This window comes from gamma proteobacterium symbiont of Axiagastus rosmarus (assembly GCF_059730925.1).
Window position 1 is genome coordinate 3,414,899 of the sequence record NZ_AP035925.1, and the last position, 17,118, is coordinate 3,432,016.

The 17,118-nt window shown below is 48.8% G+C and carries 17 protein-coding genes; 5 read left to right on the top strand and 12 right to left on the bottom strand.

The features are described from left to right. Nucleotides 1-63 precede the first annotated feature (63 nt). The 3 genes from celB (at nt 64) to AC6I8F_RS16170 (ending at nt 4,280) form a co-directional block, all read left to right on the top strand. Nucleotides 64-1,419, top strand: coding sequence for a PTS cellobiose transporter subunit IIC (gene celB, locus AC6I8F_RS16160; protein WP_021507630.1), 1,356 nt, complete (start codon nt 64-66; stop codon nt 1,417-1,419). Between the two features lie 162 nt (nt 1,420-1,581). Continuing rightward, nucleotides 1,582-2,193 (top strand): glutathione S-transferase family protein, encoded by a 612-nt coding sequence (locus AC6I8F_RS16165; RefSeq protein WP_104093981.1) that lies wholly within the window; start codon nt 1,582-1,584, stop codon nt 2,191-2,193. Between the two features lie 14 nt (nt 2,194-2,207). Beyond that, the gene (locus tag AC6I8F_RS16170) at nt 2,208-4,280 is read left to right on the top strand and encodes a 2Fe-2S iron-sulfur cluster-binding protein (RefSeq protein WP_498028229.1); all 2,073 of its coding nucleotides are present in this window, start codon (nt 2,208-2,210) and stop codon (nt 4,278-4,280) included. 88 nt (nt 4,281-4,368) lie between these two features. Here AC6I8F_RS16170 and AC6I8F_RS16175 read toward each other — a convergent pair whose 3' ends face one another. From AC6I8F_RS16175 to AC6I8F_RS16190, 4 genes are all read right to left on the bottom strand, one after another. Further along, on the bottom strand, nt 4,369-5,082 hold the full coding sequence (locus tag AC6I8F_RS16175) for a hypothetical protein (RefSeq protein WP_241798007.1): 714 nt from the start codon (nt 5,080-5,082) through the stop codon (nt 4,369-4,371). Nucleotides 5,083-5,850: 768 nt separating this feature from the next. Continuing rightward, nucleotides 5,851-6,132 carry a hypothetical protein gene (locus AC6I8F_RS16180; RefSeq protein WP_241798008.1) on the bottom strand — a complete coding sequence of 94 codons (282 nt, stop codon included), beginning with the start codon at nt 6,130-6,132 and terminating at the stop codon, nt 5,851-5,853. A gap of 194 nt (nt 6,133-6,326) precedes the next feature. Beyond that, the gene (locus tag AC6I8F_RS16185) at nt 6,327-6,818 is read right to left on the bottom strand and encodes a hypothetical protein (RefSeq protein ID WP_241798009.1); all 492 of its coding nucleotides are present in this window, start codon (nt 6,816-6,818) and stop codon (nt 6,327-6,329) included. A gap of 66 nt (nt 6,819-6,884) precedes the next feature. Next, the gene (locus tag AC6I8F_RS16190; protein ID WP_241798010.1) at nt 6,885-7,223 is read right to left on the bottom strand and encodes a hypothetical protein; all 339 of its coding nucleotides are present in this window, start codon (nt 7,221-7,223) and stop codon (nt 6,885-6,887) included. Between the two features lie 1,314 nt (nt 7,224-8,537). Between AC6I8F_RS16190 and AC6I8F_RS16195 the strand changes: the two genes are divergently transcribed. Then, a complete protein-coding gene (locus AC6I8F_RS16195) occupies nt 8,538-9,425 on the top strand; it encodes an integrase domain-containing protein (RefSeq protein ID WP_241798011.1) in 888 nt (295 codons plus the stop codon). On the opposite strand, the gene AC6I8F_RS16200 is transcribed toward AC6I8F_RS16195, so the two are convergent. Both AC6I8F_RS16200 and AC6I8F_RS16205 read right to left on the bottom strand, forming a co-directional pair. Beyond that, nucleotides 9,426-11,081 carry a CHAT domain-containing protein gene (locus tag AC6I8F_RS16200; RefSeq protein WP_498028230.1) on the bottom strand — a complete coding sequence of 552 codons (1,656 nt, stop codon included), beginning with the start codon at nt 11,079-11,081 and terminating at the stop codon, nt 9,426-9,428. Continuing rightward, nucleotides 11,078-11,569, bottom strand: coding sequence for a hypothetical protein (locus tag AC6I8F_RS16205; protein WP_498028231.1), 492 nt, complete (start codon nt 11,567-11,569; stop codon nt 11,078-11,080). Before AC6I8F_RS16205 ends, AC6I8F_RS16200 begins: the two co-directional genes overlap by 4 nt. A 251-nt stretch (nt 11,570-11,820) precedes the next feature. Here AC6I8F_RS16205 and AC6I8F_RS16210 point away from each other — a divergent pair, with 251 nt between their 5' ends. Continuing rightward, nucleotides 11,821-12,324 (top strand): hypothetical protein, encoded by a 504-nt coding sequence (locus tag AC6I8F_RS16210; RefSeq protein WP_241798013.1) that lies wholly within the window; start codon nt 11,821-11,823, stop codon nt 12,322-12,324. Between the two features lie 134 nt (nt 12,325-12,458). Here the strand turns inward: AC6I8F_RS16210 and AC6I8F_RS16215 are convergent. The 6 genes from AC6I8F_RS16215 to AC6I8F_RS16240 form a co-directional block, all read right to left on the bottom strand. Further along, nucleotides 12,459-13,606, bottom strand: a protein-coding gene (locus tag AC6I8F_RS16215) for an IS3 family transposase (protein WP_117111563.1) whose coding sequence is annotated in 2 segments (ribosomal slippage) — nt 12,459-13,369 and nt 13,369-13,606 — 1,149 coding nt in all. Because the reading frame shifts where the segments join, the coding sequence is not laid out codon by codon here. A 181-nt stretch (nt 13,607-13,787) separates the two neighbouring features. Next, nucleotides 13,788-14,087, bottom strand: coding sequence for a hypothetical protein (locus tag AC6I8F_RS16220; RefSeq protein WP_498028232.1), 300 nt, complete (start codon nt 14,085-14,087; stop codon nt 13,788-13,790). Nucleotides 14,088-14,321: 234 nt separating this feature from the next. Continuing rightward, nucleotides 14,322-14,636, bottom strand: a complete 315-nt coding sequence (locus AC6I8F_RS16225; protein ID WP_498028233.1) for a BrnA antitoxin family protein — start codon at nt 14,634-14,636, stop codon at nt 14,322-14,324. Further along, complete coding sequence (locus AC6I8F_RS16230; RefSeq protein ID WP_498028234.1) at nt 14,596-14,820, bottom strand: BrnT family toxin; 225 nt, start codon at nt 14,818-14,820, stop codon at nt 14,596-14,598. Before AC6I8F_RS16230 ends, AC6I8F_RS16225 begins: the two co-directional genes overlap by 41 nt. Nucleotides 14,821-15,045: 225 nt before the next feature. Beyond that, nucleotides 15,046-15,261, bottom strand: coding sequence for a type II toxin-antitoxin system Phd/YefM family antitoxin (locus AC6I8F_RS16235; protein ID WP_498028235.1), 216 nt, complete (start codon nt 15,259-15,261; stop codon nt 15,046-15,048). Between the two features lie 962 nt (nt 15,262-16,223). Further along, entirely contained in the window at nt 16,224-17,117 is an 894-nt protein-coding gene (locus AC6I8F_RS16240) for a siderophore-interacting protein (RefSeq protein WP_498028236.1), read from the bottom strand. Nucleotide 17,118: the final 1 nt, after the last annotated feature.

Genomic DNA, 17,118 nt, shown 5'->3' on the forward strand with positions numbered 1-17,118 from the left:
CCGCGCCGAAATGACACGCATTGACCTGTTAATTTGTTGCGCCATTGTGCCCAAGGAGGCCCTATGTCCAACCGTAATATCATCGAACGTTATGTGCTGCCCGCCGCGCTCAAGGTGGCCGGGCAGAAGCATGTGCTGTCCGTGCGGGACGGCATCATTCTCAACATGCCGTTCATGCTGATCGGCAGCTTTTTTCTGATCTTCGCCTACCTGCCGATCCCGGCGTGGGGCCATCTGATGGCCGACCTGTTCGGCGACAGCTGGCGCAATAAACTGCTCTATCCGGTACGTGCCACCTACGACATCATGGCGCTGATCTCCAGCTTCGGCATCGCTTACCGGCTGGCGGAGAAATATCGCACGCTCGACCCGCTGACCAGCGGCGCGATGGCGCTGGTGGCGTTTGTGATGACCATTCCGCAGCAGACGCTGTTCGCCCCGGTTGAAGGTGCGCCCGCGCAGCTGGTCACCGGCGTGCTGCCGATTTCGCTGATCGGCAGTCAGGGCCTGTTCGTGGCGATTGTGATTGCGCTGCTCTCCACCGAAATCTACCGCTTTGTGCACAGCCGTAACCTGGTGATTAAGATGCCGGAAGGCGTGCCGCCGGCGGTGGCGAAATCGTTCCTCGCGCTGGTTCCCGGCTTCTGCGTGCTGGCCGTGGTGCTGCTGCTGCGCCTGGCAGTTGAAGCCTCACCGTTCCACGACATCAACAACCTGATCGCCACGGTGATTGGTTTGCCGATGCACCACGTCGGCGGCACGCTGCCGGGGATGATTTTCTCGGTGCTGCTGATTGGCATTCTGTGGACGCTCGGCCTGCACGGCGATGCCATCGTGCTGGTGTTCATTCAGCCGGTATGGCTGTCGAACATGAGTGAAAACCTCGAAGCCTTTCAGCATAACCAGCCGATTCCGCACATCTTTACCCAGCAGTTTTACGATTTATGGATTGCGCCCGGCGGCACCGGCGCGCTACTTGGGCTGGTGATATTTATGCTGATCCGCGCGCGCAGCCGCCAGATGAAACAGCTGGGGAAAATCGCCGCGCCGGCGGCGCTGTTCAACATCAGCGAGCCACTGGTGTTCGGCATTCCGCTGGTGATGAACCCGTACCTGTTCCTGCCGTTTATCCTGACGCCGGTGCTGCTGGTGATTGTCTCGTGGGCGGCAATGAGCAGCGGTCTGGTGGCGCCGCCAGCTGGCATCGCCCTGCCCTTCACCACGCCGATCTTCGTCAGCGGCTATCTCGCCACCGGCGGCCATATCTCCGGCACGGTGTTGCAGGTGGTCAACCTGACGATTTCGCTGGTGGTCTACTATCCGTTTTTCCGCGTGTGGGATCGCCTGAAGCTGCGCGAAGAGCAGCAGAACGAACAGCAGGCGCAGGCCGCCAGCGGCAGTGCCGTCGTGCCTTCCTGAACCACTCCCTCTGCCGGGTGCGCCCTGCTGCGCACCCGGCCGCATTCTTCCACTTTTTGCAATAATGACTTCGCAGATCTGGCTATTCTGCCAGCAATACGGCTGTGCGAACCTTAGGCCACGGCTCGGGATCACCCCGGCCACTACCTGAGGAACCGCATGATGAAACTGTACAATTTAGCGCTCTCCGGCCACGCTCACCGCGCACTGCTGGCGCTGTCACTGTTCGGCATAGCGCATGAAACGGTCGAAGTCGACCTGCCTGGCGGCGAACATAAAACCCCGGCGTTTCTCGCCATCAACCCATTCGGTCAGGTGCCGGTGCTGGAAGACGAAGGCGTTTATATCGCGGATTCCAATGCCATTCTGGTGTACCTGGCGAAGAAATTTAACCGCAGCGACTGGCTGCCGGAAGATGCGCTGGGCGCCGCCCAGGTGCAGCGCTGGCTGTCGGTAGCGGCCGGTGAACTGGCTTACGGTCCGGCGGCGGCGCGCCTGATTACCGTGTTTGGTGCCAAATTTAATGCTGAAGAGGTGCTGGCGCGCGCGCATCTTATTCTTTCCCGGCTGGAAAGCCATCTCAGCCAGCGTGAGTGGCTGGTGGGCGACCATCCCACCATTGCTGACATCGCTTTATATAGCTACCTGGCCGGTGCCCCGGAAGGCAACGTCGAGATGTCCGGTTACCCTGCGGTGAATCAGCTGCTGCGCCGGATTGAAGCGCTGCCCGGCTTTGTGCCTTTTCCGCAGACCGCCGCCGGCCTGCGCGCCTGACAGGAGCCAGCATCATGGGCGAGAAACTGATTACGCTGCCGGTATGGCATGACGGTGAAATTGCGCTGCAGCAGCAGGCGGGGGTGGCGGAACGTATGGCCGATGTCGGGCAGCGCGTGATCCGCGATTACATGCCCGATCAGCATCGTGACTTTTACGCGCAGCTGCCGTTTATCGTTGCCGGCAGCGTTGATGCACAGGGTGATGCCTGGGCCACGCTGCTGGAAGGCCAGCCCGGTTTTATCTTCTCGCCCAACGCCACCACACTGGATATCGCGGCCCGCCCTGACGCCAGCGATCCGGCGTCCGCCGGGATGACCGATGGCGCACCGGTGGGCCTGCTCGGCATCGAGCTGCACACGCGGCGGCGCAACCGCATGAACGGCGTGCTGACGGCGATTGGCGGTGGCCTGCGCGTGCAGGTTGACCAGAGCTTCGGCAACTGTCCGCGCTATATTCAGCTGCGCGATTTCCGCTTCGACCATGCGCCCAGCAGGGCTTATCAGGGCGAGGTTGAGACGCTCAGCGCGCTGGATGACGCCGCGCGCGCCGCCATCGGGCAGGCGGACACGTTTTATGTCACCACTTATGCCGACCAGGCGCGCCGTCAGGTGGACGTTTCGCATCGCGGCGGCAAAGCCGGATTTGTGCGCATCGGTGCCGATGATGTACTGACCATTCCGGACTTCAACGGCAACCTGTTCTTCTCCACCCTCGGCAATATCGTGCTCAACGGCAAGGCCGGGCTGCTGTTTATCGACTACGCGAGCGGCGATGTATTGCAGATGAGCGGCGATGCCACGGTGATAACCGATTCCGCCGAAATCGCGGCCTTTCAGGGAGCCGAGCGGCTGTGGCGCTTTAGCGCGCGCCGCATCGTGCGCCGGCGCGCTGCCCTCGCCCTGCGCTGGGCCGATCAGCCAGACGGCATATCGCCCGCCTCGCTGATGACCGGCGACTGGCCGTCCGCCAGCGAACGCCTGCAGGCGCAGCAGCTGGCGGCGCAGTGGCGACCATTTCGCATCACGCAAATTGTCGATGAGAGCGCGCAGATTCGCTCGTTTCATCTTATGCCGGATGATGGCGCTGGCGTACTGCCGCATCTGGCGGGCCAGCATCTGCCGATCCGCCTGACGCTGCCGGGCAGCGCTAAGCCGCTGATTCGGCAATACACGCTGTCGGTTGCGCCGTCGGACGGTTATTACCGCATCAGCGTGAAGCGCGACGGCGCCGTCTCGCAGTATCTGCACGATGCCCTGCGCGTCGGCGATCGGCTGGAGGTGCGCGCACCGGCCGGTGATTTCACTATTGATGCACACGAAACGCGGCCAGCGGTGCTGCTGGCGGCGGGCGTCGGCATCACGCCGCTGCTGGCGATGCTGCGTCACCTGATTTATGAAGGCCGACGCAAACGCCGGATGCGTCCGGTGTATCTGCTGCAGTCGGCGCGTAACCTGGCCGAACGCCCGTTTGTGCGTGAGATCGATGCGCTGCTGGCAGCCAGCGAAGGCGCGTTGAAACTGGTGCGGGTGCTCAGCCAGCCGGGCGAAGCCGAAGCCGAAGCCGAAGCCGGCGTGGATTACGACGTTGCCGGACGCATCGATATGGCGCTGCTGTCGCAGGTGCTGCCGTTCAACGATTACGATTTCTATCTGTGCGGTCCGCCGTCATTTACTCAGGCGATATATGACGGACTGCGCGGCCTGAACATTGCCGACGCGCGTATTCACGCCGAAGCGTTTGGTCCGTCGTCGCTGCAGCGTCAGCAGGAGGATGCGCCAGAGCCCGCCGCGCTGCCGCCGGTGGCGACCGAAGCGGTGCCGGTGGTGTTTACAGAGTCACTGAAAGAAGCGCGCTGGACGCCGCAGTCCGGCACGCTGCTGGAGCTGGCCGAAGCACGCGGCCTGAGCCCGGCCTACAGCTGTCGCGCCGGACATTGCGGCAGCTGTAAGACCAGACTGGTGAAAGGTGCGGTGACTTACCCTTCCCGGCCAGACATCACGCTGGCGCAGGATGAGGTGCTGATCTGCTGCGCGGTGCCGGCGCAGGTTGAAGACGGGGACGCGGCGGTGCAGCTGGCGTTGTGAGGTGAGTGCCCGGCAAATCGTTTTGTCTTTCGGCCAGATCGCCATTCTGGCCGTAAGATCATCATTTACCACTGGAGTTTTTATTTTCTCATCCATGTACCGGTCCCTCTTTTGCACGCGCGGCCGCTTCCAGCACCCGTTCAGGCGCAGAGGCGAGAAGATCTTTCGGTTTTTGATTTCCCAGCCAGCTATTCGGTGAGCCAAACCAGAGCGTCAGTGACCAGGGGGTTTTTGTTGCACCAAACAGCTGAATAATTTTCTTCATCTGCGGCAGCGGTTGCCCGCCTACGTCCAGCGCGTACGCAGGATAAAGATCTTTGCCTTCAGAAGTAATGGCAAAAATTTTATCGGCCCGCTTCCAGCGGTTCGGTAGAGCGCTGGGATTTTTGATATCCACGGCAGAGCCGCTGCGACGTGAGACTTCCTGAGCAGGCAACCATTCAGCATCATCGAGAATGGTTTGCTTCAGCTTCTCAAGCCGTGTCGTATTAGAACTGCTTGCCGGCTTGCTTCTGCCTGCGCTTTTCATCTTTGCAGCAGAAAGGTTTTCGTCCCGTTTTTTACTGGTGAGATTTTCCAGCCCCGCTACCGCACGAAAGGCAGCCTCCAGCGCGACCTGAAATGCGACCTCATCGATGTAGGCTGGACGCTTCAGGACATAATAGAGCTCTTCCTGCGCGCCACTGAAATCCGGAACCGAGATGGTGATGTCGGCATGTCCGTTGCTGCTCGTTGAGTAAGAAACATTGCCAGAAGACACCGCAATCACTTCAAATTCAGTCGATTTAACCGCACTGACCATAGCTGACTCCAGATTTCGATATATATCTCATATCTACAAAATAGACAAAATACTGGATTCAGGCTATCGATTGTTGATTGGGATTTCTGGCAGCGAGGGAGGGGTTGTGATTGTGACCACTTTCTAAATTATTATATTACAGTATCTTAACTCTATTCCGCATACATGAAACAGGGTTGAATGTTTGCAAGGTATCTCTCAATCCACAGAGCATGTTAAGAAGTGCGGAGCATTATAAGCTGATAAAAGTACTCAAGATTTATGTGGGCAATTTGCTGCCTGCTGCGGGATCATTTTGCTAATGGGTTTCTTTGCACTTACCAGCCAGCGCAGCAAAGATATCCAGGCTTTCTGGCGGAATGCTTGTATCCAGTAGGGGTGAATATGTACCAGTCACAATTTACCCTTTTAGAGTAAACATCATGATTGTCAGGACACTGAGAACAATGCCATTACGACATCTGCCTAAGCTGAATACTCCAAATAGTTCTGATAGGCATAGCCGTTGGAATACGGCTGGATTCAAGAATAGTTCTGACGATTGGATCATAAACTTTGTTATTGTGGCGATGTTTATTGTGTTCTCTGCGCTGTGGTTGGCAGCATTTTCATGGGCAGGAATAAGGATTAGTGAAATAGCACGAATGGCAAATTAAGGTGCATCAAGTGTTAATAGCGTAGCTCGCAGCACAAGGAGTAGAATAACATCAAAAATAATAAGCCGATTTAAAATAATTCATATTGAGAATGAAAAGGCAAATGCAACTGCTATAAAAATACGATAGCAACTGCCTCTCCCAATAGAATAAATTTAACTTGAGGGGGGAAGGTAATTTTTCGTCTATCCATAAAACTAAATGCCTCTTCGTACTCCTCATCGCTTAATACAAGTTTTATAAACTCCTCGAAAATCTTATTTTCATTAGGAGTAGAAAATTCGCGAGAGTTGTTTATTGCCATCTGCAATGAAATTAACGTCACCCCCTCCTTTAAATTACAAACTCTTTCATTATACTTACCTTTATTTTCAGGGAATAGTTTATTCAGCATGCTTATTGCTTTAAGAACTAGCCAGATATATTCTTTATCTCCCGTATGAACAAATTTACAAGACCAGTTGTAATTTTTTTTGAGTTCTTTAAAAGGAATAGGGCAGTAAATAAAGTCACTATTAATTAGAAAATTTATCACTTTCAGAGCTGGGAATTGGCTGGATGTTTTTAATTGCCCATTACTGAGCTTTATTATTGATTGATTAAATCCGATGATATCTTTAAGTTTTTTTTAATGGTAAGTCTGATCAAGAAAGGGATGGAGTAAAGCTCAAAAACACGCTGTTGACCATTCAGGTCGATGTATTTCTCGTAAGTGTCAGGAAAAATAAGAGAGCGTGATAGTTCAAATAGAGTATAACTTGGAATCTGATTTTGCGCGAAAAACAAATTATATTCAAGTAAATTCAGTTCCTTATTCTCTGTTGAAAACTGTTTTATATCATTGACGAATATTCTTAATAGTGAAGAAAAATCAATGTTAGTTGGAGTAATCCCTAGGTGGTCATTGATTATAGTTGCGTTTTTTTTGGCTGCAGTAATCATCTCAGCCTGCTCTACGATTATATTTAGATGCTGTTGAGGCTTTTCAATTATGGTGCTTGGATTAGGGAAGTCACCCGAGTATTTTTTATTATAACTAGGGTGATTCTTTAAGATGTCACAGTAATCTTGAAGATCCATTAATTCATCCCTCACAATTAAATGTATATTATTAGGAGTGGCAAAGAGGTAGCCCGGTACAATTAATCAATATTCAACCTCAATAGAATAAAGATCATTATATATAGTGAAAGTCCTTTTTTTATTTTCCTCAACACGTTGGTACTGAGTTGACATGCGTCCAAACAATCCTAATGATTTATAATCACCATACCCTGAATCCTCCCAAAAAATATCGATTAACGCATAATTTGGGCGGCTGTTAGTTAAATGAATTTGAATTTTTTCATGATCAATTATTACCTCATCATTGACAGTAGCAGTTACAACACCGATGAAGCTAGCGAAATTAGTGTCATTGGTAATAGATTTTATGACTTTATAAATAACCTGTGTGCTTTCTGATGAATCTTTATTATACGACATTATAATCTCTGAGTATTAACAATAATGCAGAATTGGCTACAAGTGGGTTCACGTAAGAATCTACATGGAAAAATAATTTAATGCAACAGTTGCTGGCGGCATAAATTTATTGTCAGACCTAAAAATATCACTCTCAACCAATGACATATAGGTGAAATCCAACTTGAAATTAAAACTATCCCCACATTAATGTTATAAAAACCTATTTGGAACTTACCAAAGAATAAATTATAGTTCTGTTGGATCATTAGAGCCGCATTCATAATTTATTTCTTTTAATTTATCCTGCATTGGTGGGTGGGAAGGGGGCGAGAAACTGCTCACACCAAATATCGCAATCGCTATAACATCAATTATAAAAAATTAGAATCCTTAAATTACACTAATGGCTAAATACCTTTATCACTATTGTCAGTTTAATAACATCAAAATTAATATTTAATTTCTGCCTGATAGCTAACAGCATTGAATATTATATAGATGCAAAGTTGCAGTATATTAATTTTAGGTTGTTCTTCAATTTTTCCCAAGCAGTCATTCTTCTCTCATCACCCCTTCAGTTTGATTTAAATTCGACCATTCCTGACGATATTATGAGTGTTTTAGTCGTTGCTTTTTTGTTTACGCTATCAACAAAGGCCTCATTATCTTAAATGGCCGCCTTAGCAATTGACATCAGCGAAAGCTTAAGTAGCCTGTGAGAAATGCTATTTGGCGGCTGCATCCGGGATAACCGGCAAAGCTACTCAACCTTTGCAAGTAGCGGGCAAAAGCACCGCCCAAGGTTTCCACCACTCCACTACGGTTCTATCAACTTCATCTCATCGATACCAGCTACAGCGCACGGCCAGTTTGCGTGATCGTTTCCGCCATTTGGAACATTTGGCGACGAACGTACCTCGCAAATACAGGCAAAAGCTGCGCGGCGTCACTTGCGTTGGCGCGTAGCAACAACCAAGTGACGCGCGCAGCGCGTATACGTCAACACCACGTAATACGGTCTTCTGCGACGACGCTTACCGTCTGACCAACACGTAGTTCGTTATTGAAACTATCAACCGCACCAACATTCAGTGAACGTTGGCAACTTATCTGAGGAGGAAATCAACGCGATATCAAGGCGACGTCAGAGAACCTGACGGACGGAGGCGTCCTGAGAAATCAGGAACCGGCATTAGCCGCGATCAGCTCTGAGAGCTGTGGAGACCTCGCAACAACTCAACATTTCGCCGCCCCGATGCACAGATATCCGCTGAGACGCAGGAAGCGCAACCTGAAACCGTGCCGTCGGGGTAGAGATGTTTTGGAGAAAGTATGTCGCGTGGAAACAAGCAGTTCAGCAAGCAGTTGGTAACGCTGGCCAGACAATCTGGCGGCAGCTTTAAAACCGTTGCCGATCGCTCGCGCATAGCAGCACGGCTAGCCGAGCAGATGCTGAAACTCAACATCCAGATCAGGGACGTGAACCATATCAAGACTCAACACATCGAGCATTACGTGCGTAGCCGCCTGGCGAATGATATTTCAAAACGCACGCTGCAGAACGAAATGGCGGCGCTGCGCGCGATTCTGACAACTGCAGGCAGAACCAAATTGGCCGATCCAAAGCATGAGAAGTTGAGTAACGACGCACTCAACCTGTCAGGTGCCAGTCGAGCCGGATCAAAGACGGCGATTACGGACGAGCGCTTTCACGAGGCGCTCGCCCTCGTGCGGAGTAAAGACGAAGGTGTCGCGTTGGCGATGGAGATTGCGCGTTATCTCGGGCTGAGAACAGAGGAAGCAGTGCAGTCGGCTAAATCCCTAAAGACGTGGCAGCAGGCGCTGGTGCGTGGAGATGAACGATTGCGCGTGGTGTTCGGTACTAAAGGCGGCAGACCAAGAGACACAACGGTCGTCAGGCGTGAAGAGCTGGTGCGAAGCTTAAATGCTGCAGTGGCTTATTCGTTAGATCATGGCGGCAAGTTGGTTGATAAATCTGGGTTGAGGAGCGCGATCGATCGCTACCGGAATGTGGCTAAGGATGCTGGGCTAACGGGCAAAGAAGCACCGCACAGCCTGAGATATGCATATTCGCGTGAGGCTACAGAGTGGCATAGGAAAAACGGCCTCAGCAGGAAGGAAGCTGAGGCGATGGTTTCAATGGATTTGGGGCATGGTGATGGAAGAGGAGCGTATGTTTACAAGGTTTACTTAACGTAATTACACTCTCAAATTGATAACTATAGATTCTGGAAATCCAATTTGACTGTAGCACATGGTTTCAGTAATAAAATAGTCTTTGTCCAATATTTCGAGTATTTCTTCCTTGCTAAACTTAGACATCTTTATTAACCCATCAACTAAAAATTCAAACCAATCCTCGTTTAGCATATTTATATAAGCATTAACCTCAGAATTAACCTGTAAACTTTCTTCCTTATCAATTAAACCTGATGAAGCAAAACCTCTGATAACATCAGATGTATATGACATTCTCATAAACAATGAAATCAAAAGTCGGAGATTAATATGTGAGTATGAATTAGGAATAACGCTTGGAAATTGGTAAAACCTATATATTAATCTGCTAACAAAAACTGAGGAGTCAATAGACACTACAGGCAATAGTGTTCCTATTACGCTAATTGCACCACTAACCAAAAAACCATTTGCCACTGAAGCATGCGATCCACTTAGAGCAGAAGTTAAACATGCACTTAAAATCACGATTGGGGGCACTCTTGCTATATGCTTCAGTTGCCATGTGTCAACTTTTTCTCCTCCAATTATTAGCCATCCGTTTTCCATTTCACCACCGTGGTCACCGTGACAATCGAGAATCACAATATGTCCATCATATTCATTTAGCGCTTGAGTGAATTCCTCTAAATTTCTCACATCAACAATTTTAAGATCTAAGTCAGGCATGCTCTTCGCGAACACATCTAACCCTTGCTCTAAATCATGTTTAATAGGATCATCAATTTCAAAAGATCTAATGACTAAAGTCTTTTTCAATTCGGATTCATTGATTGATATCCTTGGGAAGTATGCGCAATTCTGTAATAACACATTCCCAGGAGTGGAGTTGATCCGAGATATTTCGTGGGACAGCATTATTGGTAACTTACCTAACTCTAATCGCAACCAATCTAAAGGAACATCACTAACTAATGTTATTTCATTATAGTTATTTGAAATAAATCTCCTTAATTTACTACCTAATGTTCTTTTTATATTTGTATTGAATGCCTTTGCCTTTTTAATGAAAAGTTCATTTTTAATCCCATTGTTACGAGCTAAAACCTCAAGTTTTTTTAAGTCATTACTTAGATGATTCAATGCGTTTGGCAATCTTATCGAAGGGGATTTTTTACTTGAGCTAAGAAGCGATATTGCCGCTGTGGTTAATCTCATCTCATTTTGTCTCATCCTCGTCAGGTAACCAACTTTTGGATTTTTCAATAACTCTTTTAAGCCAGAATGGCTACCTTTATGATGTAGCCTTATTCCAGAGTATTCAGGATTTAATAACACCCCTCTAATCAAAAAATCCTTTTCTATTTCACTGAGTTCACCTTCAATCTCTGACCATAATTCATCGTTATTCTTATTAAATATAGAGAACATGCCCGGAGTGTAAATAACCACCTCTGAAGGAAGATTGATGTCTTCTTTTTCAAGGCATTCATTATATGAATGTACACTGTTAATCATCAAGTTAATAAACTCTCTTTTACTGCTTCCTCCTTTTATTACTTTAGGTTTATCTAGTACATATCCAAGAGACTCAATTAACAATTCATTTGGATAGGTAGTGTTGTTAGCAGTGGAGCTTAAATTTATGGTATTAAATGAAACTTTCCTCCTACTCAATCTTGATGATATCTTTCGCTCGCCAGTTTTTTTATTATATGTTTTTCCGCATCCTTGAAGCGAGAAAACAAGAGCTTATCAAAGGAATAAATGGAGGTGACATCTTTTTGATGTATGTCAGCTTTCTTTACATTGCAGCATATTATTGGCTTAACTTTAAATCCCTTAGATATATTCCTTGCCAACTTATAATAACTTGAAGTGCAGAATATTATCATGAAAGGATATTCTTTAAATTTTTCAAGTGAGTCTAATTTGTCATGGGAAAGTAAGAATATAAGGTTATGTTCCGTTAAAGCGCTCTCATTATCGTTAGAGCGTTCAAAGATTTCAGAAATATTCCTTGGTGTTTTATTTATGAGGAAAATGGTTTCAATAATTCTAGGATCCATAAGACCCGAATCATAACCTTGGAAGAAGGTTTGTTCCCCGTTTGTGGGCATAATGACTAATTTGATAACTGCACCAAGCTTCTGAATTAACTCCATTTGAAGTCACCTCCTTAATGTTGATAATTTCAACTCTTGCTTTACAATAGATCTTGCTTAGATATGCTTCACGGGCCTGAAAGAAGCGCCAACTGGCGGTCCCAATACTCGCACACCTTTAGAGCGGGTGCCATCTGCGATGGTTAAGGTTCTCTCATCACATCGCCGCAAGGCTCGCATTACCCACCCTGACGGGGATTTACTCCCGTTAGCGGATGAATCCCCACCTAAACAATCTGGAGGATTTATTCATGGGCTATGCTCACTCGTATTACCAAGTGAAATCTGTACCTAACGATCAGTGGCTGCTGTTGACTACGCATGTTGCCAACGTTTTTTTGCTGACCCAAAACCGGCATATACCCGGTTATCTGGACCCAATGGTGCTCTGCACTGCTGATGACAAATATCCACTTCTCAAACCCAGCGATTTACTCGTAGAAGGACTCGATGGCCAACCGGCGATCGCGTTTAACGGAGAAGAACGCTCGGATATGTCATATGAGACGTTTCACCTCGGCCAGCATTCATCGGGTTGCGGTTTTTGTAAAACCACGTTCCTTTGGACACCATCCCGGCCATACGACTTCATGGTCAAAGCGACGTTGCTGATAGCGCACCGCTACTGTCCAGGCTGCTACAACATCGGTTCAGACGGCACGCTGGAGGAATGGACCAACGTTCAGGTTTGGCTATCACTCAACTTAGGCGGCAAGTGGCTAATCCCTGATTCCATCGCACTACAAGACGAATAACTTCGTTTTCATTTCACCCACCACCCTGTGGCGTATCACTTCGCCATCAGGGGGAGAGATTCGCCTTTCGAGGAGTATCTAATGCCTACCAATCGCAAATCCCGTAAGTCACAAACTGAATCGCCACGGATAATCTAGACACTTTCGAGCCGTTGATAATATTTGTTTTCGTATTCAGTTGGTGGCATCTGATCGCTCGAGCCATGCCGACGCTTACTGTTATAAAACATTTCGATGTAATCAAAAATATCACTGCGGGCTTCTTCCCGTGTTCCGTAGATCTTTTTCTTAATCCGTTCGCGTTTCAGTAGCTGGAAAAAGCTTTCCGCAACCGCGTTGTCGTGACAGTTACCGCGACGACTCATGCTGCCTTCCAGACCGTGTGATTTCAGGAACGATTGCCACTCATGGCTCGTGTATTGACTGCCCTGATCAGAATGAACCAGTACCTGTTTTTGAGGATTACGCCTCCACACCGCCATTAATAATGCGTTCAGGACAATCTCTTTTGTCATGCGGGGTTGCATTGACCAGCCGACAACTTTCCGGGAGAACAGGTCAACCACCACGGCCAGATACAGCCAGCCTTCGTGAGTTCGGATGTAGGTTATGTCCGTCACCCAACGCTCATCTGGTGAGTCCGGATTGAACTGCCGCTGGAGCCTGTTCGGTACCACGATGCTGGCTTCGCCTTTACGTGCCCGTGGGCTACGGTACCCAACCTGAGCTTTTATACCGGCACGCTTCATCAGCCGCCAGACCCGGTTCACTCCGCACTGCTGCCCGCTATCCCGCAGGTCCAGATGGATCTTGCGATAACCATAGACGCAGCCAGACGCAAGCCAGAACTGTTTGATCTGCCCGGTCAGCATCTGGTCTGCCTGGTGACGCTGTGAATGTGGCTGCTGAAGCCAGACATAAAATCCACTCGGATGGACGTCCAGAACCCGACAGAGCAAACGAACAGGCCAGCAACGGCGGTTGTCGCGGATAAAGGCGTACCTCAGTCGGACAGTTTTGCGAAGTACGCCGCGGCTTTTTTTAGTATGTCTCTCTCGTCGGTAACCCGCTTCAGCTCTTTCTGGAGTCGGCGGATCTCGGCCTGAGCATCTGACTGTTCTTTATTAGTGGATGAGTCCGGGCCGTACTTCTTTATCCAGGCGTAAAGACTGTGGGTGGTGATATCGAGACGTGTTGCAACGCTGGAAACAGAATGACCGCGATCAACAACCTGTTTGACTGCTTCGATTTTAAACTCTTCGGGATAACGCTTACCGCTCATGGGCACCTCTCTTTAAGCCATCTTAAATGACTCCGAGGTGTCTGTTAAAGCCGTGGCGATTCATACAGAGGCGGGAAAAAAAGCTCAGAAGGTTGTTACTGATAAAGCTGGCGGTGCTTTAAAAGGCGGCTTTAAATAGAAGCAACTTGAGATGAACTGCATGTTTCTCTAAAGGTGCAGTTTATCTGTTATCGTTCCATTCTCTGTCTTGGTTTTCCCAGTCCTGTCTTTGTGCATCCCAACTTTCACTCCATTCTTCCCACTCTTCATTTTGTTTTTTGCGTTCGGGGGAGGTTGTCAGAAGCTCTGCTATCCCAGCCAGCACGACCGCTCCACATGCATTGGTTGCACTGGAGAATGCAACAGGCTCTGGCGCTTTACGTTTGAGCTTTGCTTCGTCATAAACGATGTTACGACGTTTGTTGGCGAAACGGGCCAGGGTAAGGCTTAAGTCGTCAGCATCGAATCCACTTTCACTCATGATGATGGTTCCTCTGGCTTTGATTATATCGGCAGTTGAGTTTAAAGGGACCACTCAACTGCCCTGGACCAGGTTACTAAATTTCAGAGAAACTGGCAAATTATTGAACAATCCGGAACACATTTTCTCCTGGAACCCCGCTCAGGTAGTTAAAGGCGGCTGCACCCCGCCGTTTACGCAGGCCTCTGATTGTATCGGTTGACATCCTCCCCCTCCTTTAGGTCGGGAAGGATGTCAACTGTGCGCCTTGTGCGCCTCGACGTAGGCGCGCAGCACGGCGTTAATTCGCGTCTGGTAACGGCTGCCGCTGTGCTTGAAATACTCCAGAACGTCAGCATCGATCCGCAGTGTGACCTGCTGTTTGGGCTCAGGAAGTTTATCCGCTTTTGCCCACACGGCTTCAGGCATTGGCGGTGCGTCACTGTAATCGATCTGCTCGTCCGGCATGGCGGCCAGCTTCGCCAGTCGCGCTTTTTGCTCGGCCGTCACAATCGGCGGTTTGTTCAGGTCAAGCGTTAGCTTGACGGTATTTTTTGCGCTCTTGCTCATTGGCTTTCCTCGCTGAGATCAGGCGGATGGTGTCTTCGTGCCGGACGGTGTAGACAACGAACAGTAAGGCGGGGTCGGCATAGCCTATCGTTGCCCATCGGTCTTCGCCGTAGTCCTCCCGGTCGTCATAGACCTCAAGCCGCTGTGTGTCGTGGAAAACAAGCGCAGCATCCTCGAACGCCACACCGTGTTTTTTCAGATTCCGTGCCGCTTTGTCGGCACCCCTTCAAGTTCCATTACACTTCCATTGTAGTTACATTTCGTAGTTACTTCAATTTTACTATGCAGAGTGTGGTCAGACTGCCAGTTTGATTTGCTTGTCCTCACTGAACCGCAAGCGAACGCGCTAACATAGTCGTATCAACAACAGCCATTACAGCCTCAACTTCAGGTTGTGAGTGCCGGACAATCAGAGATTCTCCCAGTTGATATCAATTGCATCTTCATCCTCGCGGCTACGGACGATATTAGCCAGCTCACAATCTTCAATGGCATCCAGCATTGCCACATAAAGTTCCTCAGGCACACAGTTGAACGAAGGCTTACCGTGTTTCAGGATGACCACAGGCCGATGTCCAGCTGACATCACTGTCGCTGTCGGTTTTGCAAGAATTGCAGTTGCCATATTAAGAACCCAATTAAGACCTGTTTTTAGCGCTCATAATACCAGTACGTTTTTGAGCGAAGCCCGGTTATTACCGTCCGTGTAAAGCATGAATCCTGAACAGCATTTATATAATGTGTGATTGTATTCCACGTTGTCAGGAGTCTGGTTGAGAATATATTAAAACGGTTTTGGCCAGAATGATAACCTTCGGGATAATGTACTGACGTCACAGCTGAACATCTTTCCGACGGAATCACCCCATTCCTGCTACTTTGAAAGAGGGATTTGAATGCCTGTTTTGCTGGCATAAATAATAGTGTTACCACTGGGTACAGTGCAGTAAAGAACAGTTTTAAAAAGCGAATGTAATGTATATGAAAAAAGAGAGCCAACGTCAGGAGGGATGTGATAATTTATGACCAGCCATCCGTTGTCGTTAAGACGGTCTGCGCAGGACACTAAAAAGCTCCACTTTGATTGAGGCGGAATCATAGCATCTTCTGAATAAAGATATGAAAATATAATATCATGCCTGTCCGCACCTTTGCAGTTCATAAAATCATTCTTGGTATGTTCAGTAGGGCTGAAGCTCACCTTGGTTCTATGGCAATACTGATGTTTAACGCATTTGAACATGCCCATATAATCAGGCTATAAGTCTGGAATGCAATCTTAGGGAATGCTTATTTAATCACCGCCGGGAGAGTTAAAGCTTACGATAATCAAGAGTTAGAATAATCATAGAAAAACGCATGGAATATTACCTCCGTTTTTAATCGAAATTTTCTATCTGTTCCCAACTGAACCAAAGCAATGGTCTGTTTTTTTATGAAATCTTTGTCGTCAATCTATTAGGTGAGCCAGAATCACCTGCGTGCAATACCTAATAGCATGGCACCACCTAAGTAGCTTGGCAGTGGTTATTTCCTGAATATAATGACTGGACAGAATCCAAAATTTCGAGAGTAGGGCGAAAAAAGTCATTCCCTTCCCTTACTCCAGTACGCCATAAAACTGATCGCCTCATTGGCAACATGGCGCTCACCAGCCAGATAGCGTCTGAGGTGTTTTACCGCCGAGGACTCCGCTGCCACCCATCCATAAAAGCGATTATTTTTATCCTCTGCACCACACCATAAAACCTCCTGACCTGTTTCATCAATAAATTCCTGATGAGAACTGAGTGCATAAGAAGGGAGAAATACATGCTCCTTTACCGCATTCAGCAACGCTTCACCATGAGGCGACTGCAACTTGTCGCGCGGTAAGCAATACACTTCAGCAAACCCGAATTCATTCAGGGCAAGGCAATCAGCCCGCGCTGGAACCTCAAGAAAAACCTGAAGTTTGGGTGGCGTGTTCAGCTTTGCCATCTGTCGCATGATATTCTTTACTGCGGGCAGAGCCGTCTCATCCGCGATGATTAACGCGTGTTCAACGCCGGCATGCGGTTTCCATTCGTAGCCGCCACTGTCAGCAAGATGTGCACGGTTCGGTGCGACCATCTGCAAAACATCTCCCGGCGTGGCGCTGATTGCCCAGGCCGACGCTGGCCCTTCGGTCCCATGAACCACGAACTCAACTTCCATGCGAGCCTCCTCAGCATTGACGTTACGCAGAGTGTAGGTACGGACTATGGGGCGTTCTTCTGGTGGCAGTTGTTGCAACTGCAGCCACCATGAACTCTCAGCATTGAGCAATCGGGTCGTCCCATTTAAGGACGGGAAAAGTATTTTAATGCGCTGATCTGGCCCATCCATTTTCATCTGCCGCACCTGCTCACCGGTGAATATGCAGCTCATCAGCGATGGAGAAAGCATCTTCTTATGCAACAGCCTGACATCAAATAAGCGATAACTGGCAACCTGAGCCATC

What these genes read in the sequence shown, in the direction of transcription:
- celB (WP_021507630.1), top strand. Translation starts at nt 64, where the DNA reads ATGTCCAACCGTAATATCATCGAACGTTATGTGCTGCCCGCCGCGCTC.
- AC6I8F_RS16165 (WP_104093981.1), top strand. Translation starts at nt 1,582, where the DNA reads ATGAAACTGTACAATTTAGCGCTCTCCGGCCACGCTCACCGCGCACTG.
- AC6I8F_RS16170 (WP_498028229.1), top strand. Translation starts at nt 2,208, where the DNA reads ATGGGCGAGAAACTGATTACGCTGCCGGTATGGCATGACGGTGAAATT.
- AC6I8F_RS16175 (WP_241798007.1), bottom strand. Translation starts at nt 5,082, where the DNA reads ATGGTCAGTGCGGTTAAATCGACTGAATTTGAAGTGATTGCGGTGTCT.
- AC6I8F_RS16180 (WP_241798008.1), bottom strand. Translation starts at nt 6,132, where the DNA reads ATGCTGAATAAACTATTCCCTGAAAATAAAGGTAAGTATAATGAAAGA.
- AC6I8F_RS16185 (WP_241798009.1), bottom strand. Translation starts at nt 6,818, where the DNA reads ATGGATCTTCAAGATTACTGTGACATCTTAAAGAATCACCCTAGTTAT.
- AC6I8F_RS16190 (WP_241798010.1), bottom strand. Translation starts at nt 7,223, where the DNA reads ATGTCGTATAATAAAGATTCATCAGAAAGCACACAGGTTATTTATAAA.
- AC6I8F_RS16195 (WP_241798011.1), top strand. Translation starts at nt 8,538, where the DNA reads ATGTCGCGTGGAAACAAGCAGTTCAGCAAGCAGTTGGTAACGCTGGCC.
- AC6I8F_RS16205 (WP_498028231.1), bottom strand. Translation starts at nt 11,569, where the DNA reads ATGGAGTTAATTCAGAAGCTTGGTGCAGTTATCAAATTAGTCATTATG.
- AC6I8F_RS16210 (WP_241798013.1), top strand. Translation starts at nt 11,821, where the DNA reads ATGGGCTATGCTCACTCGTATTACCAAGTGAAATCTGTACCTAACGAT.
- AC6I8F_RS16220 (WP_498028232.1), bottom strand. Translation starts at nt 14,087, where the DNA reads ATGAGTGAAAGTGGATTCGATGCTGACGACTTAAGCCTTACCCTGGCC.
- AC6I8F_RS16225 (WP_498028233.1), bottom strand. Translation starts at nt 14,636, where the DNA reads ATGAGCAAGAGCGCAAAAAATACCGTCAAGCTAACGCTTGACCTGAAC.
- AC6I8F_RS16235 (WP_498028235.1), bottom strand. Translation starts at nt 15,261, where the DNA reads ATGGCAACTGCAATTCTTGCAAAACCGACAGCGACAGTGATGTCAGCT.
- AC6I8F_RS16240 (WP_498028236.1), bottom strand. Translation starts at nt 17,117, where the DNA reads ATGGCTCAGGTTGCCAGTTATCGCTTATTTGATGTCAGGCTGTTGCAT.